Below are 22940 nucleotides of genomic sequence, written 5' to 3'. Positions count from 1 at the left end.
CGCCCTCGTGAACGTCCATACGACAACCGAAGGTCCGGACCCCGTAGGGTTTGGGGGAATTGGTCGGTTTCATAAGTGGCAGCCAATTACCCGATGAGATTGGCCCTTTCAATGAAAAGGGCGGCTCGTGGCCGCCCTTCCCCATTGCGATCTCGGCGAAAATTACGCCACGGTCGCCTTGACGATCTTGCCCGGGTTTGCCGGCGGTTCGCCCTTGGGCAGCGCATCGATGTGGTCCATGCCGCTTTCGACCTGGCCCCAGACGGTGTACTGGCCGTCGAGGAATTCGGCATCGTCGAAGCAGATGAAGAACTGGCTGTTGGCGCTGTCGGGCACCTGGGTGCGGGCCATCGAGCAGGTGCCGCGCGTGTGCGGTTCGCTGTTGAATTCCGCCTTGAGGTCGGGCTTGTCGCTGCCGCCCATGCCGGTGCCGGTCGGATCGCCGCCCTGCGCCATGAAGCCGGGAATCACGCGGTGGAAGACGACGCCGTCGTAGAAGCCTTCGCCGGCCAGCGTGGTGATGCGCTCGACATGGCCGGGGGCAAGGTCGGGACGCAGCTTGATCACGACGTCCTTGTTTTCGCCGTCGCCGGTGTCGAGGGTGAAGGTCAGCTTTTCAGCCATTGTCAGTATCTCCGGTTGTTCAGGTCCGTGGGTTCACGTTCTGGCGGCTCTGTAGCAGGCATGACGTCCCTGTCACGGCTTGCTTTTCGCTAGGCGCTGCCTAGAGCGGGCCTATGGCCGACGACAGCCGCCTCCCCGACGACGACGTGATGCTGGCCGATCCGCCGGGCGAAGAGGACATGGGCGAAGCGCGTCCCGACGACCGCATCGACGACGAGCGCATGGACGAGGAGAACACGCTCAAGCGCGAATATGTCGACGCGGTCGAGCAGGCGCTCGAAGCGGGTGACACCAAGGCGGTGTACGAGCTGGTCGAACCGCTGCACCCGGCCGACATCGCCGACCTGCTCGAATTGTTCGAGCGCGAACAGCGCTACCAGCTGGCGGCGGCGATCACCGACCTGATGACTTCCGAAGTCGTCGCCGAACTCAACGATTATGTCCGCGAGGACATGATGGAAGCGCTGCCGCCCGAGGCGGTGGCGCAGATCGTCGACCAGCTAGAGACCGACGACGCGGTCCAGCTGATCGAGGATCTCGACGAGGCCGACCAGCGCGCCATCCTGGCCGAGGTCGAGCTCGAGGACCGGATCGCCATCCAGTCCGCGCTTTCCTATCCCGAGGAGACCGCGGGCCGCCTGATGAGCCGCGATTTCGTGGCGGTGCCCGAGCATCTGACCGTGGGCGATTTGATCGATTTCCTGCGCGAAGGGCGCGACCTGCCCGACGAGTTCTACGAAGTGTTCGTCGTCGACGAGAAGCACCATCCGGTCGGCACCTGCGCGCTCAGCTGGGTGCTGCGCGCGCCGCGCAGCATCCCGCTGGCCGACGTGATGAAGCGCGACCAGACGCTGGTCCCGGTGACGCTCGACCAGGAAGAGGTCGGGCTGATGTTCCAGAAGTACAATCTCATCAGCGCCGCGGTGGTCGACGAGAACGAGCGGCTGGTCGGCCAGATGACAGTGGACGACGTTGTCCACATCATTTCCGAGGAAGCCGGCGAGGACGCGCTGCTGATGAGCGGTGCGGGCGAAGGCGACATCAACGAGCCGATCCGCGAGGCCTATTCGGCGCGCGTGCGCTGGCTGGTCGCCAATCTGGGCACCGCGCTGATCGCCAGCCTGATCATCGCGCTGTTCGGCGCCGCGATCGAGCAACTGGTCGCGCTGGCGGTGCTGATGCCGATCGTAGCCAGCATCGGCGGCAATGCGGGTACGCAGACGATGGCGGTGACCGTCCGCGCGATCGCGACCAACCAGCTCACGCGCAGCAACACACGGCGCATATTGATGCGCGAGATCCGCGTGGCGGTGCTCAACGGGCTGACCATCGCCGTACTTGTCGGGCTGGCCACGGGCGTGATCTTCACCCCCATGCTCGGCGGCGTGATCGCGCTGGCAATGGTCATCAATGTCATCACGGCGGGACTGGCCGGCGTGCTGGTCCCGGTCGCGTTCGAGCGGCTCGACCAGGACCCGGCGGTGGCGAGCAGCGTGTTCGTGACCATGATCACCGATTCGATGGGCTTTTTCGCCTTCCTCGGCCTTGCGGTCGCGAGCGGGATCGTGGGCTGACCATCCGAGACATGGACCGGGTGTTACACGGTCCAGGGCGAAAAAAGCTGCGGGTGGTTGCTGCGCTGCGAAACCGCGGAAATGCTTGACCTGGAGGGGTAGAGATGCGCGCATGGGGTGCATCCTGCCAGTGGCGGGTCGGCGTAGGAAAGCAGTGAGTTTGCCTCCCCCCATCGCGTCACCCCGGACTTGATCCGGGGTCGGGGCTGCTTGGCTTCGCGCACCCGGTGAAACGAAGCACCGGCCCCGGATCAAGTCCGGGCCGACGTGTCAGGAAACATCGCCCGCCATCCCGCATGGTTGAGATATGGGGGCGAAGCGCTACATCACGCCCCATGCCGCTCAACCTGACCAAGATCGCTTTCGGTGCGCAAAGCTATGGCGATATCGAGAACTGGTATGCCGCGCGGCGCAGCCCCAATCTGACCACGCGCTATCGCCCGACCAAATGGGAAGAATGCATTGGCGGCTCGCTCTACTGGATCCACCAGCACAGCATCGTCGCGCGGAGCGAGATTCTCGGTTTCAGCGAGACCAGCGACGGGCGCTGGTCGATCGACCTCAAACCCGAACTGGTTCGTGTACACCCGCGTCCCAAGCGCGCGCATCAAGGCTGGCGCTATCTCAAGGGCGAACCGCCGCGCGACCTGGCACCGGGCGAGGACATCGGCGATGCCCTTCCGGGCAAGCTGGCAGGCAAGCTGGAGCGGCTGGGCCTGATTTGAACCGCACCTTTCGGCCCAAGCACCTGAAATCAAAGCATTGTGACATCGGCGCGACCGCGAGGTTTCCGAATTAAGTCATTGGTTTTATAGCACTTTCTCATTCGTGGTTTACGCGTTGGTAAGAGCCGGCGCTTAACCGGGGCCCACCGCCAATCGCATGGTTTGCCCGATGACCACCCTTCCGAATTTCGTCGATACCTTCGTTCGCGAGGCCGATGTCGCCCCCCCGCCCCCCGAATTGGCCGGCCGCCCGCCTTCCGCACGGGCCGGGCGCGCCCCGCGGCGCGGATGGTTCGAACGAGTGTCGCATATGCGCGCGAGCATCGCGGGCAAGGTCCACATCTTCGCGACTTCCTTCACGCTGCTGCTCGCGTTGCTCGGACTGCTTCTGGGCGGGACGCTGGCGATGCTCTCGGCACGCGCGGGTGACGCCGCGGTCAGCGCTTCGCGCGCGCTTGCCGCTTCGCAGCTGGCGACCTCGATTGCCGAAAGCCGCTATTATGCCTCGCGCTATGCCGCGGGGGGCGAACCGCAGATGATGACCTCGGCGCGCGCCACGCTCGACCAGGCGCGCAGCGAGATCGACGCGACGATCGCGCTCGACGGCGGTGGCAGCCAGTCGCGCGAACAGATGGAATGGCTGGTCACGCAGGTCGAGGGATTCGATCCCGAACTGCGCGCGCTGCAGGCCTCGATCGAGGCGCATGGCCCCTCGCCGACGGGCGACGCACTGGCCAACGCGATCGACATATCGGGCAGCCAGCTTGCCAGCCAGGCCGCGGATATCGAGACCGCGCTCCGGCTGCAGGCCGATGCCGCACAACAGGCGCTCGACACGCTGGGTACATGGGCAATCATGCTGGCGCTGACGATGATCGCGGGGTGCATCGCGCTGGTTGTCGCGGGCGCGCGCGGATTGTCGCGCCAGGTGTCCGGTTCCCTGTCCGAGATCACCGGCGCGATGACACGGCTGGCGGACGGCGACCGGTCGATCACCATTCCCGCCACCGGGCGCGAGGACGAGATCGGTGCCATGGCGCGCGCGCTGGCGGTGTTCCGTGAAAGCGCCGATGCGCTGGCCGAGTTGCAGCGCAAGGCGCGCGCGGAGCAGAATGCCGTGCTGCGCCGGCTGGTCGACAATTTCCAGGGCGGCGTGGGCGAAGCCGTCGGCAGCGTGGCGCAGGCCGCACGCGAACTGCAGGCGACCTCGAGCGACATGGCGGGCGGCGCGACGCGCACCATCGGCTTCGTCGAACAAGTCGCGCGCGACATGAAGGAAACGCAGGTCGGCGTGACCGCCGCCGCATCCGCGAGCGACCAGTTCGCCATGTCGATCGCCGAGATCGGACGGCAGGCGGGCAATTCGGCAGGCATGGTGCAGGATGCGCGCGAGACCGCCGATACCGCCGATCGCAAGATGGCCGAACTGGCTAGGGTGGCGGAAGAAATCGGCGAAGTGGTCGACATGATCGGGGCGATCGCCGACCGCACCAATTTGCTCGCGCTTAACGCCTCGATCGAGGCGGCGCGCGGTGGCGAGGCGGGGCGCGGCTTCGCGGTGGTGGCGAGCGAGGTCAAGGAACTGGCCCGGCAGACGCGCGCGGCGACCGGCGATGTCGGCTGCCGGATCGTCGGCATGCAGGCGGTGACGCGCGAGAGCGGCGAGGCGCTGGCCCGGATCGGCGAACGCATCCGCGAAGTCGAGATGACCGCCACCGCGATTGCGCAGGCGGTGGACGAACAGTCCTTGTCGAGCCGCGAACTGGCGCGCAATCTCGATCTTGCGGCAAACGGCGTGGACGCGGTCGGCAGCAATCTGGCGCAGATCGCCGACATGGCGCGCGGCACGGGTGCCGCGGCCGAGCAGGTGCTGGTGTCGGCGGACCAGCTCGACGCAACCGCGCATGGGCTGGATACGCGCTCGCGGCAATTCGTGGAATCGGTGCGCGCCGCCTGAGCCCGAATCGTCTCGGAACATCCGGCGGGGGCGAGCCATTGGTTGGGCAAAGGAGAAACACTATGCCCGAACGTCAATCACGCCATCCCGACAACGAGTTGATCGCCGAGATGACCGAGGGGGCAACCCCTTCGCAGCAAGGCTCGGCCGGTGGCGAAGTGAACCGCCAGGTCGGCAAGCGCGGCGAACTGAACCGCGCGACCGATCCCGACAATCGCGAGCCCGAAACCGGTGCGGACAATCCCGCGCAGGACGCGCAAAAGGGCGGCAAGACGCTCGCCGCGATGCAGGATTCACGCGGCTGACCACCCGCTCGCGAACGACCATGCAGCGCCCCGCCCTAACCGGCGGGGCGTTTGCGTTCAGGCGGCAGTTTTCTCCGCCACCCGGCGAAGCGCATCGGCATAGGCTTCAGCGGGCTGCGCGCCGGGAATCATGAACTTGTTCTCCACGATCATCGCGGGCACGCCGGTGATGTTGAGATCCCATGCCGCCTGTTGTTCGGCGCGGACCTTGCGCCCCCATTCCTCGCTCGCCAGCGCAGCAGCGGCCGCGTCGCGCTCGAACCCTTCTTCTTCGGCAATGTCGAGCAGGACCGCCTCGTCGCCCAGCGCGCGGCGCTGGTTGAAATGCGCGCGGAACAGCGCAAGCTTGAGCGCGGTCTGCCGCACCGGGCCGTGTTCTTCGCCCGCCCAGGTCAGCAGCTTGTGCGCGGCGAAGGTGTTCCACATCATTCCCGCGGGTTCGGGCTCGCCGCCCTCGTAATCGAGCGAGACACCCGCATTGTCCGCCGCTTCGCGCATGCGTCCCTGCACAGCCTTCGACTGTTCGGTGGTGGTGCCGTATTTGCGCGCGATATGCGCGGTGCGTTCTTCGCCCTCGGGTGCCATGTCGGGATTGAGCTCGAAGGCATGCCAGCGGATATCGGCCTCGATCTCGCCCTCGAGCTGTTCCAGCCCCTTCTGCAGGCTGCCCCAGCCGACGAGGCACCACGGGCACATGACATCGGACCAGATATCGATCCGCAGGGTTCGGGGTTCAGTCATTTCTCGATCCACCATTGCATCAGGTAGTGCGCGATTGCGTGCGGCGGCGGGGCCACGAAGGGCCCATCACCGGCGAGCGCGGCCTGCACTTCGTCTCTGGTGTAGAAATTGATCTCGGCCATTTCGGTTTCATCGATCGTCAATTCGTCGCTGTCGGCGTGGCTGTGGCAGCCGATCATCAGCTGGCTGGGGAAGGGCCATGGCTGGCTGGCGACATAGGTCACGTCGCGCACGCGCACGCCGGCTTCTTCCAGCACTTCGCGCGCAACACCTTCCTCGATGCTCTCGCCCGGTTCGACGAAGCCCGCAAGCGCGGAAAAGCGCCCTTCGGGCCAGCCGAGCCCGCGGCCGAGCATCAGCCGGCCTTCGTGTTCGACCAGCATGATCGTGACCGGGTCGGTGCGGGGGAAATGGCTGGCGCCGCAATTGGTGCAGTCGCGCTGCCAGCCGCCCTTGGCAAGCTTGGTATCGCCGCCGCATTGCGCGCAGAACCGGTGCCGCGCGTGCCAGTCGGTCAGGCTCCGTGCCCCGCCGTAAAGCGCGAGGTCGTCGGGCTGGAGCGTCGCCATCAGCGACCACAGTTGCGGATTGGCCATGCGCGGGGTCGCATCGCCGCGCGGCGGGACCGCCGCGAAGCAGGCCTTGCCCTCGTCCAGCCCGAGGAAACACAGCTCGGCATCCTCGGGCACGTCGGCGAGCGTGCCCCAGACAAGGCGGTTGGCATCGTCGAGCGACGGCATCAGCCCGTCGAGCGCGAGCACCCGTGCCTTCCAGTTCATGTAACCCGCAAGCCGATCGGGATCGGCGCGGACGTGATCGGCGCGGTCGAGGCGCGAACCGGTAAAGGACAGCACGATCTAGGCCCCTGCCCCCTGCATCGCGGCGAGGTCGGCCGCCACCGCCTTGGGGAAGCCCTCGTGGATCGGATAGGCTTCGGACGGCATGTATTGCGTCATCAGATTGGCGCGCAGCCCGGCCTTGTAATTGACGAAGGCAACCGTGCCGGCAGCGCCGCCCCAGCCATAGGACCCGTCGGTCACGCGGCCACCCGCGCCGAAGCCCTGGCCTTCGATCCAGGTCCCCTTGGTGGTGGCGGTTGCGGGCAATATGTCCGACGTGCCCACACGCACCGCCAGTTCGCCGATCACGCGCTTGCCCTCGATCATGCCGTAGCCGAGCAGCATCTTGAGGAAGCGGTCGTAATCGCGCGGGCTCGACACCAGCCCCGCCCCGCCGAAGGGGAACGGCGGTTCGTCGAGATAGATCGACGCCTTGGCCGGATCCATCGGCATGGGGGTGCCGTTGAGGATGCCGTAATTGGTGGTGAAGCGGCCGATTTCGCTCTGCGGAACGGAGAACCAGGTGCTGTTCATCCCAGCGGGTTCGAAGATCTGCGTGCGCAGGAAGTCGTCGAACGCCATGCCCGAGGCGACTTCGATCACGCGCCCGAGCAGGTCGAGGCTGACCGAATAGCTCCATTTGGTCCCCGGCTGGAGGACCAGCGGAAGTTTCGCCAGCCGATTGGCGAAGACATCGAGCCCTTCGACCGGCTCGGCACGACCCAGCCCGGGGATCGGCAGGCGGCTGACCTGTCCGGGAATAAGTCCCTGTTCGGCATAGGCTTCGGTGATCGGGCCCTTCTGGACGATGCCGTAGCCGAGGCCCGCCGTATGGGTGAGCAACTGGCGCACGGTGATCGGCCGTTCGGCGGGCACGACATCGGTGACCGACCCGTCATAGGTCTTCTGCACCTTCATGTCGGCATAGGCGGGCAGCAATTCGGCGATCGGCTGGTCAAGCCGCAGCCGCCCCTCGTCGATCAGCATCATCGCCGCCATTCCGGTGATCGGCTTGGTCATCGAATAGATGCGATAAAGGCTGTCGGGATCGGCCTTGACCGCGCCGCCGAGCGCCAGTGTGCCCCGCGCAATGGTAAGCGGGTCCTTGCGCCCCCAGCCGAGCGTGGCGACCATGTTGGCGACCTTGCGTTCGTCGACGTACTTCCGGACCATCGCATCGACATTCTGCCACGCCGCCCCGCCTTCGCGCGCCATCGCCACGCGGCCCATCAGCGTGCCCGCGAGCGCAGCCCCCGCGGTCAGCCACGCGCCGCCACGCAGCAGGGATCGGCGGGACATGTTCGGGGTGGCGAACTCGCGATAGGCCATGGGTCTCTCTCCGGAATAGCAATTGCGCCGCGTTTGTGCGGGAGGCCGTGCAGAGCGTCAATTGCGAATTGAAACCGTTGCAATCCGGCAGTGTCCTACCCATATAGGACACATGCTGAACCTTCTTTCCATCCTGTTCGGGCTCGTCTCGCTCGTGATTGTCATCCCCGCGACCATTCCGCTGCTCGGCTGGGCCAACTGGCTCGCGCTGCCGCTGATCGTGATCGGCGTGGTGCTGGGGCAATTGTCCTCGAGCGATGGCGGGCGCAATTTCTGCCTGATCGTGCTGCTGATCGCGGCGGTGCGGCTGACGCTGGGCGGCGGAATCTTCTAACCCGCGAGCACGAGCCGCGCGGCCTTGGCGAACAGGGTCGGCAGCCCGGCATCGTCGATGCGGTCGATCGGCCACCATTCGCCCTCCGCGTCGGGTTCGGACGCGTTGCGCTGTATAACCACCGACAGTTCGAGCGCGGCATGCGTGAAGACATGCCGCACCACTCCGGCGCTTTCCCAGTCCCCCCCCATTGGCGCTGCGCCGGTACCATCGGCGCGCGCGCTCCAGCCATCATCGGGGAGCGCGCGCATGCCCCCCAGCATCCCTTTGCCCTCGCGCCGGACCAGCCAGACCGCGCCCTCGCGTTCGATCCAGAAGGCGCGGCCCCGGCGCAATGGCTTCGGCTTCTTCGGCGCTTTCACCGGCAAGCGTGCCGGATCGCCCGTCGCGCACGCCTTGCACGCCTTCGCCAGGGGACACAGCAGGCATCTGGGCTCGCGCGCAGTGCAGACCGAGGATCCGAGATCCATCATCGCCTGCGCGAAATCCCCCGCACGGCGAGCGGGTGTGATGGCATCCGCTGCGACGCGGATGGGCTTGCGCGCGGCGGGCATTGGCGTGTCGATCGCGAACAGCCGCGTGACCACGCGTTCGACATTGGCATCGACCACCACCGCGCGCTGGGCAAAGGCGATCGCCGCCACCGCCGCGGCGGTATAGGCGCCCAGCCCCGGCAATTCGCGCAGTTCGGCTTCGGTGGTGGGGAACCCGCCTCGCGCCGCGACCGCGCGCGCGCATTTCACGAGATTGCGCGCGCGCGAATAGTAGCCCAGCCCCGCCCACGCCGCCATGACGTCATCTTCCGGCGCGGCGGCGAGTGCGGCGACATCGGGCCAACGCCGGGTGAACGCCTCGAAATAGGGTTTCACCGCCGCCACCGTGGTCTGCTGCAGCATCACTTCGGACAGCCACACGCGATAGGGATCGGGCGGCGGCGTGCCGGGCGGTGCGCGCCACGGCAAGTCGCGCGCATGACGATCGTACCAGTCGAGCAATATGTCGGAGACGGTAGCGGCCACGCGCCGCCTATGGCATGAGCGCTGCCATCATGGAAAGCGACAAGACGACCAGGGGCGACAGGCCGGTTCGCGGCAAGGCGGCAGGCGGCGCGAAGACGCCGGCCAAGCAATACAACCGCCCGCGCGGCGGCGGGGCCAAGCCGATCAGCGACCTGATGCCGCAGATCGGCCGCAGCGCGTTTCGCCGCTTCGGCTTCGTCCAGTCATCGGTCGTCAGCCGCTGGCCCGAGATCGTGGGCGAGGCGCATGCGCGCACCTGTACGCCCGAAATGATCCGCTTCCCACCCGGCGAGAAATCCGAAGGCATCATGCATCTGGTGGTCAAACCCGCGCATGCGCCGCTGGTGCAGCAGGTCATTCCCGAGATCATCGACCGGGTGAACCGCTTCTTCGGCTATCGCGCGGTCGCGCGGATCAAGCTGCGGCAAGGCGCGGTTAAGCCACCCCCCGGCAGGGAGGAACGCAAACCGCCGCCGTCGCTCAAGCCGATTCCGATGGAACTGGGCGACAGCCTGCGCGATATCGGCGATCCGGAACTGCGCACCGTGCTGGAATCGCTGGCGCGCGGACTGGATGCGCAAGAGGATGGGAAAGACAGATCGTGAAAATGAAGACCGCAGTCATGGGCGCAATCGCGCTGACCGGGGCCGGCGTGCTGGCGCTCGCGGCCAATGCGCAGGACCGCATGATCCTGCCCGGTGCGAACTGGGCGACCATGCAGGACGAAACCGAGGGCGGGCACCGCTTCGGCAATCCCGAAGCCAAGGTGAAGCTGGTCGAGTTCATGAGCTACACCTGTTCGCTCTGCGCCACATTTGCACGGCAGGGCGATAGCGCGATCCGGCTGGCCTACGTGCCGACGGGCCGGATCAGCTACGAAATCCGTCACCTGATCCGCGATCCGGTCGACCTGACCGCCGCGCTGCTCACCCATTGCGGCGAACCGCAGAAGTTCGCCGGCAATCACGAAGCGATCATGTATCGCTACGAGGACTGGATGGCGAAGGTCCAGAAGAGCACGCAGGCCCAGCGTTCGCGCTGGCAGTTCGGCAGCCATTCGGCGCGCTTCCAGGCGATCGCGAGCGATCTCGACTTCTACGACATCATGCAGGGACGCGGCTATACGCGCAGCCAGATCGACGCCTGCCTGTCGGACGAAGCCAAAGCGCAGGTGATGGCCGAGCAATCGGCCGCAGATATCGCCAAATACGGCCTGCCGGGCACGCCCAGCTTCGTGCTCGATGGCGAATTGCTCGAAGGCACGCACAACTGGCCCGCGCTCGAAAAGCGGCTCAGCAGCGTAGTGATCGCCGATTAACCGTGCTTTTCGGGGGAAAGGCCTGTGGATAGGGAAGACCCTGCCTTTCCCCTGCATGCCGCACCGGCCTAGCCTTCCCGCTTCATAGATGAGGATACCGATGACCAAGACCCTGCGCTTCGCCCTTGCCGCCCCGCTCGCCCTGGCGCTTGCCGCCTGCGGCGCGGGAGCCGAAGAAACCGGCGCAATCGAAGGCGAAGCGATCGCCGCAATCCCCGCACCCGAGGGCACCGAATGGCGCAGCACCGCGACAATGACCGAGGACGGCGGGACGCTGGTCGGCAATCCCGACGCGCCGCTCAAGCTGATCGAATACGGTTCGCTGACCTGCCCCACCTGCGCGCGTTTCTCGATGGAAGGCGGCGAACCGCTGCTCGAATATGTCGATAGCGGCGTGGTCAGTTTCGAACTGCGCCAGTTCGCGATCCACGGCCCGCTCGACCTGCTGCTCCAGCGCATGACGCAGTGCGGCCCCGATGAAGCGGTCATCCCCCTGTCCGACCAGGTCTGGGCCAATTACGAATCCATCATGGAGCCGATCCAGACCAATCAGGCGGCATTCGAAGCGGCGATGCAGCGCCCGATGGAGGAACGCTTCGTGGTGGCGGCAGAACAGATGGGCTATCTCGACTTCTTCGCCTCGCGCGGGATCAGCGAAGACCAGGGCCGTGCCTGCCTCGCCGATGTCGCCTCGCTCGAGCAGATGGCCGATTACACGCAGCGCTACAGCAGCGAATTCAACATCACCGGCACGCCGACCTTCAAGCTCAACGGCCGCGATGTCGATGCCAACACCTGGGCCGCGCTCGAACCCATCCTGCAGCGCGCCGGCGCCAGGTAAGACCGGTAGCGGGGGGCCAGGGTACAGATGGAGATCTCGAAGCTTCGATTGAGCGGCTTCAAGAGCTTCGTCGAACCTGCCACCCTGCATATCGAACCGGGGCTGACGGGTGTCGTCGGCCCCAATGGTTGCGGCAAGTCCAACCTGCTCGAGGCAATCCGCTGGGTGATGGGCGAAAACTCGCCCAAATCCATGCGCTCGGGTGGGATGGAAGACGTCATCTTCGCGGGCACGCAGAGCCGCCCGCAACGCGATTTCGCCGAGGTGGTGCTCAACGGCGCGGACGATGACGGCGACGAAATGGAAGTCGTCCGGCGGATCGAACGCGGCGCGGGCAGCGCCTATCGCCTCAACGGACGCGATGTGCGCGCCAAGGACGTCGCGCTGATCTTCGCCGATGCCGCCACCGGGGCGCACAGCCCCGCGCTGGTCAGCCAGGGCAAGATCGCGCAGGTCATCGCCGCCAAGCCCACCGAGCGTCGCCAGATGTTGGAGGAAGCCGCGGGGATTGCCGGGCTGCATGTCCGCCGCCGCGATGCCGAGAGCAAGCTGCGCCAGACCGAGAGCAATCTCGAACGGCTCGAAGACATCATGGCCGGGCTCGACAGCCAGATCGCCTCGTTGCGGCGGCAAGCGAAGCAGGCCGAACGCTACAGCAAGCTGTCCGAAAAGATCCGCATTGCCGAAGCGCGGCTGGTGTTTGCGCGCTGGCGCGATGCGGCAGCGGCGGCCGAACAGGCCAAGGCCGCTGCCGCCGATGCCGAAGCACGCGTGAACGAGGCGCAGGCGGCTGCCGACGAAGCGCAGAAAGCGCAGCGCAGCGCGGCCGAGGCTCTGGCCCTAGCGCGCGAGGAGCAGGCCGACCGACGCGACGACGCGAGCGCGCATGGCCATCGCATGGCTGCACTGACCAGCCAGCTCGAAGCCGCCGAACAGAGGCTGGCCGACCTCGATCGCCAGAAAGCGCGGCTCGAAGCCGATCGCGGCGATGCCGACCGCTTGACCCGCGATGCCGCCGAATCGCTGTCGCGGCTCGAACGCGAACTGGCCGAGAGCGAAAAGGCGCTGGCGGGCGACGAGGAACGCCGCCCCGCGCTCGAACGCACGCATGAGCAGGCCGAACGAGACAGCCGCGCCGCCGAACTCGCGCTGGCCCGCGCGACCGCGGACAATGCCGGGGTCGAAGCCGAATGGCGCGTGGCCGAAGCCGCGATCGCGCAGGCGCGCAGCCGGCTCGACCGGATCGAGACGGAAGGGCGGCGGATGGCCGAACAGCGCGCCGCGCTGACGGACGAGGATCCCGACGCCGAGGTCGTCGCCGCGCGCGCTGCTGCGGAGAGCGCGGGCGCGAAGCTGGCCGAATTGCGCGACGCGCTCGACGCGATGCAGGCGCGCAAGGCGGAACTCCAGGCCGCGCGCGATGCCGCCTCTTCCGAACTCGCCGAAGCCAAGGCCGAACTGTCCGGCGTGCAACGCGAATGGGAGGCACTCAAGCGCGATCGCGATGCACGCGAACGCGCCGCCGCGAAGCGCAGCGGGCGCCATCAGGCGATCGACGGCGTGCGCGCGGCCAAGGGCTATGAACGCGCGGTAGCGGCAGCGCTGGGCCGCGACGGCAAGGCCCTGCTTGGCGCGCCCGAAGGCGATTCCGAGGGACGCTACTGGACCGGCGCCGAGGCCCCTTCCCCCGTTCCGGACAGCCTCTCAACCCATGTCGAGAGCGCCCCCGGCGAACTGCGGGCACTGCTCGCGCTGGTGCATGTGGCCGAGAGCGACGACGGCCGTGCCCTTGCCCCCGGCCACGCGCTGGTGACGCTTTCCGGCCAATTGCGCCGCTGGGATGGCCTAGTGGTGCGCGGTGAAGGATCCGCGGAAGCGGCCCGCCTGGAAGCGGAGAACCGCTTTGCCGAACTCGACCGCCGATTGCCCGCGCTGCGCGAAGCCGCAGGGAACGCGCAGTCGACGCTGGACATGGCGGGCGAAGAACTGGCGCAGTTGCAGCGCGATCTCGTGGCGCGCGAACGCGAACTGGCGGGAGCCGCCGATGCGGAACGCCAGGCATTGCGCGCGCTCGACCAGGCCGAAGCAGCGCGCGAACGGCTGGCCGCGCGGCTCGAGGAACTGGCCCGCAACGAAGCCGAGCATGCCGAGACACTCGAGGCGGCCAGGGCGGAGCTCGATGCCGCGCAGGCCCGGCGCGACGCGCTGCCCGATCCCGAAGCGGGCCGCGCTGCGCTCGAGGCCGCGCGGGCCAAGAACGAGGCTTCCCGCGCAACGCTGCAGGCACGCGCCGCCGAACTCGCCAGCCACGACCAGTCGCTGGCGGTGGCGCGCGAGCGGGCAGCGGCGCAGCGCAGCGACATGGCCAACTGGCAGGCGCGCAGCGGCGATGCCGCGCGGCGGCTGTCGGAAATGGAAATCCGTGCCGAGGAAATCGAGCAGGACCGCGCGGTTACCGCAGCCAAGCCCGAGGGGCTTATGCGGGAGATCGAACAGGGCGACCAGGTCCGCGAACGGCTGGCGCGCGAATTGGCGGCGGCCGAGGCGGCGGTGAGCGCTGCCCAGGCCGAGGCACAACAGGCCGACAGCGGGTTCGCCGCCGCCAATGAGGCGCTGGCAAAGGCCCGCGAGAATCGCGCCGGCCTCGCCGAACGCGCGGAAAACCAGGACGGTCGGCGGATCGAGATGGCGCGCATCGCGGGCGAACGCTTCCAGTGCCCGCCCCCGCTGTTGCCGCAGCGCTTTGAATTCGAAGAGGACGCGATCCGCTCTGCCGAAGCCGAGAGCGAGGATATGGATCGCCTCACCGCCAGCCGCGAACGGATCGGTCCGGTCAACCTGGTCGCGGCGGAAGAACTCGAACGGATCGAGAGCGAGCACGGCTCCAACGCGGCCGAGCAGGAGGAACTGCGCGAGGCGGTCAGCCGGCTGCGCGGCTCGATCGGCAACCTCAACCGCGAGGGGCGCGAACGGCTGCGCGCGGCGTTCGAACAGGTCAACGATCACTTCAAGCGGTTGTTCACCCGGCTGTTCGAGGGAGGCGAGGCGCATCTGGCGCTGATCGACAGCGACGACCCGCTCGAAGCAGGGCTCGAGATTTTCGCGCAGCCGCCAGGCAAGAAGTTGCAATCGCTTACGCTGCTGTCGGGCGGCGAACAGGCGCTGACCGCGACCGCGCTGATTTTCGCGTTGTTCCTGACCAATCCCGCGCCGATTTGCGTGCTCGACGAGGTCGATGCGCCATTGGACGATGCCAATATCGATCGCTTCTGCGACCTGCTCGACGCGATGAGCCGCGAAACGCAGACACGCTACCTGATCGTCACGCACAATGCGGTGACGATGAGCCGGATGCACCGCTTGTTCGGGGTCACGATGATCGAAAAAGGCGTCAGCCGGCTTGTCAGTGTCGACCTTGGCGGCGCGGAGGAATTGCTCGCGGCGGAATAGCCGTGTCACCATTGGGGACGATGCCATGATATCGCTGCGCTTGTCACTTGCAGCCCTGCTGCTGGGGTTCGCCGCTCATAATCCCGCGCTCGCCCGTACGCCTGCCGCACCAATGCAGATCGGCATGAGCGACACCGAGCAGGCGATCCCCGCCATGCCGCCGCTATTGCCGATGCGCGAACGCGCCGAAGTCATCGACGCGGTGCTGGCGGAGCGGCTCGAGACGGTCGTTCCCGCGATCATGCGCGAACAGGGCATCGCCATGTGGGTGCTCATGGCGCGCGAATATTTCGAGGAACCGGTCGTCGCGACCATGCTCGATGCGCAGAGCATGCATGCCCGGCGCCGGACGATCCTGATCTTTCACGACCCGGGCGAAGGACAGGCGATCGAACGGCTGACCGTCAGCCGTTACGGCCTTGGCGGACTGTTCGAGGCCGCCTGGGATCCCGAGAAACAGCCCGACCAGTGGCAAGCGGTCGCCGATATCATTGCCCGACGCGATCCCGCGACCATCGCGATCAACACCTCCGATCTGGCGGCATTCGGCGATGGCATGACGCTCAGCCAGTACCGCTTGCTGACCGCGGCGCTTTCGCCGGAGTATCGCGAGCGGATCGTGTCGGGAGAAACGCTGGCCACGCGCTGGCTGGAGACGCGAACGCCTGCCGAAATCGCGCTCTATCCGGGGATCGTCCGGATCGCGCATGCGCTGATCGCGCAGGCTTTTTCAGGCGCGGTCATCACGCCCGGGGCGACCACCGCTGCCGATGTCGAATGGTGGTATCGCGAAACGCTTGCCACGCAGGGCCTGACGCCATGGTTCCACCCGTCGGTGGGCATCCAGCGCGAGGGTGCCGACGGCATGCTTCGGGGCGATACGGTGATCGAGCCCGGCGATTTGCTGTGGACCGATTTCGGCATCACCTACCTGCGACTAAACACCGACACGCAGCATCTCGCCTATGTCCTCAAGCCGGGCGAGACCGAGGCCCCTGCCGGCCTCCGCGCGGGGCTGGCTGCGACCAACCGGGTGCAGGACGCGCTGTTGGACAGCTTCGAGGCTGGCCTGACCGGCAATGCAATTCTGGCCCGCGCGCGCAGCCGGGCGATTGCCGAGGGGCTGGACCCGTCAATCTACTCGCACCCCATCGGACTGCACGGACATGGCGCGGGTACGCCGATCGGGTTCTGGGACAATCAGCATGGCGATCCGCGCGGGGAATACATCCTCCAGCCTAATACCGCATGGTCGATCGAACTGACGTCATACAGCGCCGTGCCCGAATGGGGCGGACAGGTGGTCGACTTCCGATCGGAAGAAGACGCGTTCTTCGATGGCAAGACGGTACGCTTCCTCGACGGCCGTCAGACCGAACTGACGCTGATCCCCAGCGACTGACGCCAAGTAGTCAGGCGGCCAATGCGGCCTTCAGATCGTCGCGGATAGCCTTGAGCTTGCCGACAAGTTCGGCATGGTCCGCGGCTGGCGTCGGCGCAGCGGGTGCCTGTGCCGCAGCCTGCGGATCGGGAGTCTCGCGCAGCGCCGCCTTGGCGCCTTTCAGCGTATAGCCTTCGCGATTGACCAGCCGGTCGATCCGCTCGATCAGTTCGATGTCTTCGGGGCGGTAATAGCGCCGTCCGCCGCTGCGCGTAAGCGGCTTGAGCATCGGGAATTGCTGTTCCCAGTAACGCAGCACATGCGCCTTGATCCCGGTCGCCTTGGCGACTTCGCCGATCGTGCGCAGCGCGTCCTGGTCCTTGCCGTCGTCGAATTGAGCCATGGCGTATCCTTACGCCCGACCGTCAGCCGTTGGCAATCCGCTCCTTCAGCAGCTGGCTGGCGCGGAACGTCATCACCCGGCGGGGCGTGATCGGCACTTCCACCCCCGTCTTGGGGTTACGGCCGACGCGCTCCTTCTTGTCGCGCAGAACGAAACTGCCGAATCCCGAGATCTTCACATTCTCGCCATCCGCCAGCGCGTCGCACATCTTGCCGAGGATCGCTTCGACCATGTCGAGCGATTCGGCGCGCGAGAGACCCATCTTGCGATTGATCGTTTCAGCCAGGTCGGCCCGGGTAAGAGTGCCCACAGAGCGCATCATATCCATCCAATCCTTCCCCCAGATGCGACCCTGAGCGACACCGCCAACCGTGTATGAAACTTCGCCAAGCAATATAGGGATTTGCGGCCGTTCAGGCAAACCGGAACGCCCCGTATACGGGACTTTGCTTAGAAGCGGACCAGCGAGGCGCCCCAGGTGAAGCCGCCGCCCATCGCCTCGAACATCACCAGATCGCCCGGCTGGATCCGCCCGTCGCGCATGGCCGTATCGAGCGCCAGCGGGACCGAGGCGGCGGAGGTGTTGGCGTGACGATCGACCGTCACGACGATCTTTTCGACTGGCAGTTCGAGCTTGCGCGCGGTCGCATCGAGAATCCTGGCATTAGCCTGATGCGGGACCACCCAGTCGATATCCGCAGCGCATTTGCCGGTCTCGTCGAGCACTTCCTTGAGCACGTCGGCGAGGTTGACGACCGCGTGGCGGAACACCTCGCGCCCTTTCATCCGCAGCTTGCCGACCGTTCCCGTGGTCGAGGGCCCGCCGTCGACGAAGAGCATGTCCTTGTGCTGCCCATCGGCATGCAGCCGGCTGGCAAGGATGCCGGGGCCGTCCTCGGCCACGTCCTGCGCTTCGAGCACGACCGCCCCCGCGCCATCGCCGAACAACACGCAGGTGGTGCGATCGTCCCAATCGAGGATGCGGCTGAAGGTTTCCGAACCGATCACCAGCGCCTTGCCGGCCATGCCCGTGCGCAGCAGCGAATCGGCTGTGGCAAGCGCGTAGAGGAAGCCCGAACAGACCGCCTGCACATCGAAAGCGACGCCCCCGCCGCAGCCGAGCGCGGCCTGGACCTGCGTGGCGGTGGCAGGAAAGGTGTGATCGGGTGTCGCCGTGGCAAGGACGATCAGGCCGATCTCGCCCGCATCGATACCGGCCGCATCGAGCGCATTGCGCGCGGCCACGGTCGCGAGGCTGGAAGTCGTCTCGCTATCGTCGGCGATGTAACGCTGGCGGATCCCGGTGCGTTCGACGATCCATTCGTCGCTGGTGTCGACCTTCGCGGCCAGATCGGCATTGGTCACGCAATTGGCCGGTAGCGCCGAGCCCGTACCGGTGATCACCGAACGGATCATTTGGCGGTAACGCCCGCCGCTTCGATTTCGCCCAGATCGCGCTTGATACGATTGGTGATGTCATCCTCGAGCAACCGCGCGGCGACTTCCACCGCATTGGCGACGCCCTTGGCATTGGCGCTGCCGTGGCTTTTCACCACCACGCCGTTGAGGCCGAGGAAGACCGCCCCGTTGTGGTTGTTGGGATCGAGATGGTGCCGCAGCAGTTCGGTCGCGGGCCGCGAGACGAGGAAGCCGATCTTGGAGCGAAGCGAGCTGGTGAAAGCCGTGCGGAGCAGGTCGGTCACGAAGCGCGCCGCGCCCTCGATCGCCTTCAGCGCAATATTGCCCGAGAATCCGTCGCAGACCACCACGTCGCATTCGCCGCGATTGATCTTGTCGGCCTCGACATAGCCTTCGAAATCCATCGCCAGCCCGGTCGCGGCGCGCAGCGCCTCGGCCGCAGCCTGGATGTCTTCAGTGCCCTTGGTTTCCTCGGTCCCGATATTGAGCAGCCGCGTGCGCGGCCGTTCGCGCCCGGTGACGATCCGCGCGTAGGCGGCGCCCATGATCGCGAACTGCACGAGGTTGCGCGCGTCGCATTCGCGATTCGCTCCGAGATCGAGCATGACCACGTCATCGTCGGTCAGCGTCGGCAGCAGCGCGGCCAGCGCCGGGCGATCGAGCCCCGGCATGGTGCGCAGCGCAAGCTTGCTCATCGCCATCAGCGCGCCGGTATTGCCGGCGGATACCGCCGCCCCCGCAGCGCCCTGCTTCACCGCATTGACCGCGAGGCCCATGCTGGTGGTCTTGGCACGACGCAGCGCGCGGCTCGGCAGCTCGTCGCCGCCGACGACGTCGGTACAATGCAGGATTTCGGACGCACCGGCCATGCCGGGGTGCGCGTCGAGCGCGGCCTTGATCCGCGTTTCGTCGCCAACCAGCAGGAACTGGAACTTGTCGTGGCGCCGACGCGCAAGCGCGGCGCCCTCGACCATCACGCGCACACCTTCGTCGCCGCCCATCGCATCGACGGCGATACGCGGCAGACTCATGTGCTTTCTCCGGCTTGGCTTACGGTCTTACAGTCCGACGGCGATGATTTCGCGGCCGTTGTAATATCCGCAATGCGGGCACAGGTTGTGCGGCCGCTTGAGTTCGCCGCAGTTCGAGCACTCGTGATGAGCTTCGACCTTGAGCGAATCGTGTGCACGGCGATTGCCGCGACGGTGGGGCGATACTTTCCTCTTGGGGACGGCCATGGCGGCACCTGTTCCTCAAACAATTTCAATCAATTTCGGTGGCCGCCCTAGGGGAAGGTCCGGCACGCCGCAAGAGCGCGTGAACCCGAATATCCCGACCGTGGCGGTGAAGGCGCGCGCTATAGCGAAAATCGCGGGCGATGCAACCCGTGAAGCAGGCCGGTCATGCATGCGGCAGGATTGCGCGGCGCGCGGCATCGCCCTAGCACCCCTCCGGGTAGTGCGCTCGCTGGGAGCGCAGGGGAGAAACTCATGGGCACTATCCTGCCGGTTACACTGACCGCGGCGGCCGCGGCAGCAATCATCAATCTATGGCTCGCGGTCCGCGTCGGCCAGATGCGCGGCGCGACCAAGACGATCCACGGCGACGATGCAGGCGGCCCGCTCACGCGGCGGATGCGCGCGCAGCTCAACTTCGTCGAGAACACGCCCTTCGCGCTGGCGCTGATTGCGGCAATCGAACTGACCGGCAGGGGCGAGCCGTGGCTCGCATGGGTCGCGGGCCTCTACATGCTGGGCCGCGTGGCGCATGGTTTCGGGATGGACGGCGAAGGCGCCACCAAGCCGCGGATGATCGGCACGCTGGTGACCATGCTGACACTGCTCGGGCTCGCGATCGTCGCAGTGCTGATCGTTCTCGGGGTGATGTGAAGCGCTAGCCTCCCCGCTTGGCACGAGCCGGGCGGGGAGTTTTTGTGTGGTGCGGTCGGGACCTCCGTCCCGACCTTGCTGTACCATCCCGCAAGGGAAGCGCGGAGGCGCTTCCCGCACGCCTCAGGAAAGCGCGTAATCGCTCACGAAGGCGTTGGTCTTGCGTTCCTGGCCGAAAGTGCTGGTCGGGCCATGGCCGGGGATGAAGGTCACGTCGTCGCCCAGCGGCCACAGTTTCTGCGTGATCGCGTCGATCAGGTCCTGGTGGTTGCCCATCGGGAAATCGGTGCGTCCGATGCTGCCCTGGAACAAGACGTCGCCGACCACCGCGAACTTGCTCTCGCGGTTGAAGAACACCACGTGGCCGGGCGTGTGGCCGGGGCAATGGATCACTTCGAGCGTCAGTTCACCCACCGTCACCGTGTCGCCGTCGACCAGCCAGCGATCGGGCTCGAACACTTCGGCGTTCATGCCGTATCTGGCGCCATCCTCCTCCAGCCGCGCGATCCAGAAGCGATCCGCTTCGTGTGGCCCCTCGATTCGCAGGCCGAGTTCCTTCGCCAGCACGCCCGCCTCGCCGCAATGGTCCATGTGACCATGCGTGATGAGGATTTTCTCGAGCTCCACACCCGACTTGGCGACCGCCGCCTTCAGCTTGTCGAGATCGCCGCCCGGATCGATCAGCGCACCCTTGTTGGTTTTCGTGCACCAGATCAGCGAGCAATTCTGCTGCAACGGGGTTACGGGGACGATACCCGCCTTCATCGGCGGGCCGGACTGCGCTTGCGTGTCGTTTTCCATGTCGGCGAGGAAAATGCGTTGCTTCTTGATTGAAAACAAGGCGCGTCTTGGCGCATGTGCAATCAGGGCACCTGGAGGGAATGCAATGCGCACCGTGATCGCAGCAACACTGGCCACCGTGGCACTGGCGGGATGCCAGACGCAGGGGGCACCGCTCGCCTCCCCGCAAGCGGCAGCAGCGGGTGCGGCCGCCCCGCCCGATTACGTCACCGCGATCTGCGGTCAGTGCCATGCAGTGCGCGACAATGCGGTGTCTCCCAACCCGCAGGCGCCGGGCTTCGCGGACATCGCCAACAGTCCGGGCGTGACCCGCGCGACGCTCGTCACCTTCCTGTCGGATGCCCACAATTACCCGATGCAGATGGATGTCGACCTGGTCGAAGAGGACATCGAACTGATCGCCGACTACATGCTCACGCTGCAGTCGGACGATTACGTAAAGCGCCCATCGTAGCGCTGGGGCAGCTAGACCCGCCCGCCTTTCCACACCACGCGCCCGATCACCTCGACCTCGTCGCGGGCGAGGTCGATCGGGGCGTAGCTGTCGTTCGCACTGATCAGCGCGATGCGGCCCGGCGCGCTGGCCTGGACCTGCTTGACGTGCAGCGCTTCGCCGATGCGCACGACGTGGATGCCCTCGCCCGAACGCTTGTTGCGGTCGACGAAGATCTCGTCGCCGCTGCGCAGCGTTGGTTCCATGCTGTCGCCCTCGACGCGGATCGCGGTGAGATCGGCACCCTCCAGCCCCATTTCGCGCAGCCAGCGACGGCTGAAGCGGAAGCTGTCGAAGGAAATTTCCTCCGCCGAGAACGCGCCCGGACCCGCCGAGGCGTCGAGCGACAGGCGGGGTACCTCGAACCAGTCGTCACTCTGTGCGGCGTCGTATTCGGCCAGTGCGGCGCGGCGTTGTGTCGGTGAATCGAGCCGCTTGTCGTCAAATCGGCGTGTTTCGATCACCCTGGTCGAAACACCGAGAAATTCCGCGATTTTACGCAGGTCCGGCTCATCGAGGTGGCGCGGGCTACCGCGCGTCACATATTGCTGCAAATAGGCTGGATTACGCCCGATGAGGCGCGAAAGACCGGCAAGGCTCGTGCCGTTCTTACGGACCAGATCCTGCAGCCGACCGCGGGCGTGCTGCTCATCGCGTGAGATACTCTCCATGAATTTTCCTATACCATAGGATTTTTCCTAGACAAGTAGGATTTCGACTGGAACGAATCAGGAACACGGCGAGCGATTCGCCTGTCTGACCAGCCTATTGGGGAGCCTGCGATGCTGATCCGATCCGTCGAGAAATTCCTCCGCCAGCACGAGATGGCGGCCACCAAGTTCGGCCGTCTCGCCGCGCATGACCCGCGCTTCGTGCTCGATTTGCGCATGGGCCGCGAGCCCCGCGACCGCACCGAACAGCGCATCCGCGGTTTCATGGCCGGGTTCGAGGCCGCGCGCGAAGCAGCCCCCACGCAGGAAACCGCGCATGTCGGATGAAACAATCCCGCCCCGCGCGCCGCGCGCGCGCCGCACCGCCGCCGACCGCCTGCGCGCCGCGCTGGCCGACCTCCACGCGCATCACGGTCAGGTGTTGACGCATACCGAGAAGGCCTGGGCCAGCATCACCTTTGCGGGCACGCGGCACAGCCTCGCAATCCTGTTCGCAGGCGACGAGGCGGTGGAGGCTGGCGAAGAGTTCGTCGCCGCCCTGCCCGATCACGAATTCGCCATCCCCGGCCAACTGGTGGCCGATGCGGGCGTGGTGGAAGTCGAACACCGGCTCATCCCCGAACCGCGGCTAATTGTCCGGTGCGAGTTGCTCCTTCTCGAAGAGAACTGAGGCTGTACGCATGGCAGCTTTCGTCACGTGTTACGTGTTGTGGGAACGGCTGAATTGGGGTGGTAAGCAGACATGGCTAGTCTTCCGTGAACTTGCTTTGCAATTGGAAGAAGCCGAAAGGTTTCTGCATGAACCGTATCGTGACTCTCGGCTTGGC

26 protein-coding genes are annotated in these 22940 nt (G+C 66.4%); 14 read left to right on the top strand and 12 right to left on the bottom strand.

Annotated features, from left to right (window positions below):
* Window positions 1–162: 162 nt before the first annotated feature.
* Window positions 163–624 carry a peptidylprolyl isomerase gene (locus FHS69_RS00130; protein WP_067464178.1) on the bottom strand — a complete coding sequence of 154 codons (462 nt, stop codon included), beginning with the start codon at window positions 622–624 and terminating at the stop codon, window positions 163–165.
* Between the two features lie 113 nt (window positions 625–737).
* On the opposite strand from FHS69_RS00130, the gene mgtE reads away from it, so the two are divergent.
* The 4 genes from mgtE (at window position 738) to FHS69_RS00110 (ending at window position 5185) form a co-directional block, all read left to right on the top strand.
* Window positions 738–2198, top strand: a complete 1461-nt coding sequence (mgtE, locus tag FHS69_RS00125; protein WP_208380046.1) for a magnesium transporter — start codon at window positions 738–740, stop codon at window positions 2196–2198.
* A 335-nt stretch (window positions 2199–2533) separates the two neighbouring features.
* Window positions 2534–2923, top strand: a complete 390-nt coding sequence (locus tag FHS69_RS00120; protein ID WP_067464172.1) for a DUF1489 family protein — start codon at window positions 2534–2536, stop codon at window positions 2921–2923.
* Window positions 2924–3092: 169 nt separating this feature from the next.
* The gene (locus FHS69_RS00115) at window positions 3093–4880 is read left to right on the top strand and encodes a methyl-accepting chemotaxis protein (RefSeq protein WP_166775626.1); all 1788 of its coding nucleotides are present in this window, start codon (window positions 3093–3095) and stop codon (window positions 4878–4880) included.
* Between the two features lie 62 nt (window positions 4881–4942).
* On the top strand, window positions 4943–5185 hold the full coding sequence (locus FHS69_RS00110; protein ID WP_067464166.1) for a hypothetical protein: 243 nt from the start codon (window positions 4943–4945) through the stop codon (window positions 5183–5185).
* Between the two features lie 57 nt (window positions 5186–5242).
* Here FHS69_RS00110 and FHS69_RS00105 read toward each other — a convergent pair whose 3' ends face one another.
* From FHS69_RS00105 to FHS69_RS00095, 3 genes are all read right to left on the bottom strand, one after another.
* Complete coding sequence (locus tag FHS69_RS00105) at window positions 5243–5926, bottom strand: DsbA family oxidoreductase (protein WP_166775624.1); 684 nt, start codon at window positions 5924–5926, stop codon at window positions 5243–5245.
* On the bottom strand, window positions 5923–6705 hold the full coding sequence (gene nudC / locus FHS69_RS00100; RefSeq protein ID WP_233457351.1) for an NAD(+) diphosphatase: 783 nt from the start codon (window positions 6703–6705) through the stop codon (window positions 5923–5925). The genes FHS69_RS00105 and nudC overlap by 4 nt, the downstream gene beginning before the upstream one ends.
* Before the next feature lie 78 nt (window positions 6706–6783).
* Window positions 6784–8094, bottom strand: a complete 1311-nt coding sequence (locus FHS69_RS00095) for a serine hydrolase domain-containing protein (protein WP_166775623.1) — start codon at window positions 8092–8094, stop codon at window positions 6784–6786.
* Between the two features lie 112 nt (window positions 8095–8206).
* On the opposite strand from FHS69_RS00095, the gene FHS69_RS00090 reads away from it, so the two are divergent.
* Window positions 8207–8428 (top strand): hypothetical protein, encoded by a 222-nt coding sequence (locus FHS69_RS00090; RefSeq protein ID WP_067464154.1) that lies wholly within the window; start codon window positions 8207–8209, stop codon window positions 8426–8428.
* On the opposite strand, the gene FHS69_RS00085 is transcribed toward FHS69_RS00090, so the two are convergent.
* On the bottom strand, window positions 8425–9447 hold the full coding sequence (locus tag FHS69_RS00085; RefSeq protein ID WP_166775621.1) for an NUDIX domain-containing protein: 1023 nt from the start codon (window positions 9445–9447) through the stop codon (window positions 8425–8427). The two genes, FHS69_RS00090 and FHS69_RS00085, sit on opposite strands and share 4 nt — an antisense overlap.
* A gap of 14 nt (window positions 9448–9461) precedes the next feature.
* Here FHS69_RS00085 and FHS69_RS00080 point away from each other — a divergent pair, with 14 nt between their 5' ends.
* The 5 genes from FHS69_RS00080 (at window position 9462) to FHS69_RS00060 (ending at window position 16458) form a co-directional block, all read left to right on the top strand.
* Window positions 9462–10052, top strand: a complete 591-nt coding sequence (locus FHS69_RS00080) for a DUF721 domain-containing protein (RefSeq protein WP_094062779.1) — start codon at window positions 9462–9464, stop codon at window positions 10050–10052.
* 2 nt (window positions 10053–10054) lie between these two features.
* Window positions 10055–10765 carry a thioredoxin domain-containing protein gene (locus FHS69_RS00075; protein ID WP_243844537.1) on the top strand — a complete coding sequence of 237 codons (711 nt, stop codon included), beginning with the start codon at window positions 10055–10057 and terminating at the stop codon, window positions 10763–10765.
* Between the two features lie 100 nt (window positions 10766–10865).
* Window positions 10866–11606: a thioredoxin domain-containing protein gene (locus FHS69_RS00070; protein ID WP_067464147.1), complete on the top strand. Its 741-nt coding sequence runs from the start codon at window positions 10866–10868 to the stop codon at window positions 11604–11606.
* Window positions 11607–11633: 27 nt separating this feature from the next.
* Window positions 11634–15056 (top strand): AAA family ATPase, encoded by a 3423-nt coding sequence (locus tag FHS69_RS00065; RefSeq protein WP_166775619.1) that lies wholly within the window; start codon window positions 11634–11636, stop codon window positions 15054–15056.
* Window positions 15057–15081: 25 nt separating this feature from the next.
* The gene (locus FHS69_RS00060) at window positions 15082–16458 is read left to right on the top strand and encodes a M24 family metallopeptidase (RefSeq protein ID WP_243844491.1); all 1377 of its coding nucleotides are present in this window, start codon (window positions 15082–15084) and stop codon (window positions 16456–16458) included.
* A 10-nt stretch (window positions 16459–16468) separates the two neighbouring features.
* Here the strand turns inward: FHS69_RS00060 and FHS69_RS00055 are convergent, their stop codons facing one another.
* The 5 genes from FHS69_RS00055 to rpmF all read right to left on the bottom strand — a co-directional run bounded on the left by FHS69_RS00055 (window position 16469) and on the right by rpmF (window position 19497).
* Entirely contained in the window at window positions 16469–16840 is a 372-nt protein-coding gene (locus FHS69_RS00055; RefSeq protein WP_067464139.1) for a MerR family transcriptional regulator, read from the bottom strand.
* A gap of 22 nt (window positions 16841–16862) precedes the next feature.
* Entirely contained in the window at window positions 16863–17162 is a 300-nt protein-coding gene (locus FHS69_RS00050; protein ID WP_172603228.1) for an integration host factor subunit alpha, read from the bottom strand.
* 128 nt (window positions 17163–17290) lie between these two features.
* Window positions 17291–18256, bottom strand: coding sequence for a beta-ketoacyl-ACP synthase III (locus FHS69_RS00045; protein WP_067672397.1), 966 nt, complete (start codon window positions 18254–18256; stop codon window positions 17291–17293).
* The gene (gene plsX, locus FHS69_RS00040; protein WP_067499883.1) at window positions 18253–19290 is read right to left on the bottom strand and encodes a phosphate acyltransferase PlsX; all 1038 of its coding nucleotides are present in this window, start codon (window positions 19288–19290) and stop codon (window positions 18253–18255) included. Before plsX ends, FHS69_RS00045 begins: the two co-directional genes overlap by 4 nt.
* A 27-nt stretch (window positions 19291–19317) precedes the next feature.
* Window positions 19318–19497, bottom strand: coding sequence for a 50S ribosomal protein L32 (rpmF, locus tag FHS69_RS00035; RefSeq protein ID WP_067464131.1), 180 nt, complete (start codon window positions 19495–19497; stop codon window positions 19318–19320).
* Window positions 19498–19749: 252 nt separating this feature from the next.
* On the opposite strand from rpmF, the gene FHS69_RS00030 reads away from it, so the two are divergent.
* A complete protein-coding gene (locus tag FHS69_RS00030) occupies window positions 19750–20148 on the top strand; it encodes an MAPEG family protein (protein ID WP_166775618.1) in 399 nt (132 codons plus the stop codon).
* Between the two features lie 123 nt (window positions 20149–20271).
* Here FHS69_RS00030 and FHS69_RS00025 read toward each other — a convergent pair whose 3' ends face one another.
* The gene (locus FHS69_RS00025; RefSeq protein ID WP_166777006.1) at window positions 20272–20913 is read right to left on the bottom strand and encodes an MBL fold metallo-hydrolase; all 642 of its coding nucleotides are present in this window, start codon (window positions 20911–20913) and stop codon (window positions 20272–20274) included.
* 121 nt (window positions 20914–21034) lie between these two features.
* Between FHS69_RS00025 and FHS69_RS00020 the strand changes: the two genes are divergently transcribed.
* On the top strand, window positions 21035–21403 hold the full coding sequence (locus FHS69_RS00020; protein WP_166775617.1) for a cytochrome c: 369 nt from the start codon (window positions 21035–21037) through the stop codon (window positions 21401–21403).
* 11 nt (window positions 21404–21414) lie between these two features.
* Here FHS69_RS00020 and FHS69_RS00015 read toward each other — a convergent pair whose 3' ends face one another.
* Window positions 21415–22113, bottom strand: a complete 699-nt coding sequence (locus FHS69_RS00015; RefSeq protein WP_166775616.1) for a LexA family transcriptional regulator — start codon at window positions 22111–22113, stop codon at window positions 21415–21417.
* A 111-nt stretch (window positions 22114–22224) separates the two neighbouring features.
* Here FHS69_RS00015 and FHS69_RS00010 point away from each other — a divergent pair, with 111 nt between their 5' ends.
* Window positions 22225–22440, top strand: coding sequence for a hypothetical protein (locus tag FHS69_RS00010; RefSeq protein WP_166775615.1), 216 nt, complete (start codon window positions 22225–22227; stop codon window positions 22438–22440).
* Entirely contained in the window at window positions 22430–22783 is a 354-nt protein-coding gene (locus FHS69_RS00005; RefSeq protein WP_166775614.1) for a hypothetical protein, read from the top strand. Before FHS69_RS00010 ends, FHS69_RS00005 begins: the two co-directional genes overlap by 11 nt.
* Window positions 22784–22940: the final 157 nt, after the last annotated feature.

The sequence above is a fragment of the Qipengyuania flava genome (genome assembly GCF_011762005.1).
Classification (GTDB): Bacteria; Pseudomonadota; Alphaproteobacteria; order Sphingomonadales; family Sphingomonadaceae; genus Qipengyuania; species Qipengyuania flava.
This window is presented reverse-complemented; position numbering and strand designations above follow the sequence as displayed.

Excerpts from the sequence above, each read along its gene's own strand:
- FHS69_RS00130 (WP_067464178.1), bottom strand. The coding sequence starts at position 624 with ATGGCTGAAAAGCTGACCTTCACCCTCGACACCGGCGACGGCGAAAAC.
- mgtE (WP_208380046.1), top strand. The coding sequence starts at position 738 with ATGGCCGACGACAGCCGCCTCCCCGACGACGACGTGATGCTGGCCGAT.
- FHS69_RS00120 (WP_067464172.1), top strand. The coding sequence starts at position 2,534 with ATGCCGCTCAACCTGACCAAGATCGCTTTCGGTGCGCAAAGCTATGGC.
- FHS69_RS00115 (WP_166775626.1), top strand. The coding sequence starts at position 3,093 with ATGACCACCCTTCCGAATTTCGTCGATACCTTCGTTCGCGAGGCCGAT.
- FHS69_RS00110 (WP_067464166.1), top strand. The coding sequence starts at position 4,943 with ATGCCCGAACGTCAATCACGCCATCCCGACAACGAGTTGATCGCCGAG.
- FHS69_RS00105 (WP_166775624.1), bottom strand. The coding sequence starts at position 5,926 with ATGACTGAACCCCGAACCCTGCGGATCGATATCTGGTCCGATGTCATG.
- nudC (WP_233457351.1), bottom strand. The coding sequence starts at position 6,705 with ATGAACTGGAAGGCACGGGTGCTCGCGCTCGACGGGCTGATGCCGTCG.
- FHS69_RS00095 (WP_166775623.1), bottom strand. The coding sequence starts at position 8,094 with ATGGCCTATCGCGAGTTCGCCACCCCGAACATGTCCCGCCGATCCCTG.
- FHS69_RS00090 (WP_067464154.1), top strand. The coding sequence starts at position 8,207 with ATGCTGAACCTTCTTTCCATCCTGTTCGGGCTCGTCTCGCTCGTGATT.
- FHS69_RS00080 (WP_094062779.1), top strand. The coding sequence starts at position 9,462 with ATGAGCGCTGCCATCATGGAAAGCGACAAGACGACCAGGGGCGACAGG.
- FHS69_RS00075 (WP_243844537.1), top strand. The coding sequence starts at position 10,055 with ATGAAGACCGCAGTCATGGGCGCAATCGCGCTGACCGGGGCCGGCGTG.
- FHS69_RS00070 (WP_067464147.1), top strand. The coding sequence starts at position 10,866 with ATGACCAAGACCCTGCGCTTCGCCCTTGCCGCCCCGCTCGCCCTGGCG.
- FHS69_RS00065 (WP_166775619.1), top strand. The coding sequence starts at position 11,634 with ATGGAGATCTCGAAGCTTCGATTGAGCGGCTTCAAGAGCTTCGTCGAA.
- FHS69_RS00060 (WP_243844491.1), top strand. The coding sequence starts at position 15,082 with ATGATATCGCTGCGCTTGTCACTTGCAGCCCTGCTGCTGGGGTTCGCC.
- FHS69_RS00055 (WP_067464139.1), bottom strand. The coding sequence starts at position 16,840 with ATGGCTCAATTCGACGACGGCAAGGACCAGGACGCGCTGCGCACGATC.
- FHS69_RS00050 (WP_172603228.1), bottom strand. The coding sequence starts at position 17,162 with ATGATGCGCTCTGTGGGCACTCTTACCCGGGCCGACCTGGCTGAAACG.
- FHS69_RS00045 (WP_067672397.1), bottom strand. The coding sequence starts at position 18,256 with ATGATCCGTTCGGTGATCACCGGTACGGGCTCGGCGCTACCGGCCAAT.
- plsX (WP_067499883.1), bottom strand. The coding sequence starts at position 19,290 with ATGAGTCTGCCGCGTATCGCCGTCGATGCGATGGGCGGCGACGAAGGT.
- rpmF (WP_067464131.1), bottom strand. The coding sequence starts at position 19,497 with ATGGCCGTCCCCAAGAGGAAAGTATCGCCCCACCGTCGCGGCAATCGC.
- FHS69_RS00030 (WP_166775618.1), top strand. The coding sequence starts at position 19,750 with ATGGGCACTATCCTGCCGGTTACACTGACCGCGGCGGCCGCGGCAGCA.
- FHS69_RS00025 (WP_166777006.1), bottom strand. The coding sequence starts at position 20,913 with ATGAAGGCGGGTATCGTCCCCGTAACCCCGTTGCAGCAGAATTGCTCG.
- FHS69_RS00020 (WP_166775617.1), top strand. The coding sequence starts at position 21,035 with ATGCGCACCGTGATCGCAGCAACACTGGCCACCGTGGCACTGGCGGGA.
- FHS69_RS00015 (WP_166775616.1), bottom strand. The coding sequence starts at position 22,113 with ATGGAGAGTATCTCACGCGATGAGCAGCACGCCCGCGGTCGGCTGCAG.
- FHS69_RS00010 (WP_166775615.1), top strand. The coding sequence starts at position 22,225 with ATGCTGATCCGATCCGTCGAGAAATTCCTCCGCCAGCACGAGATGGCG.
- FHS69_RS00005 (WP_166775614.1), top strand. The coding sequence starts at position 22,430 with ATGTCGGATGAAACAATCCCGCCCCGCGCGCCGCGCGCGCGCCGCACC.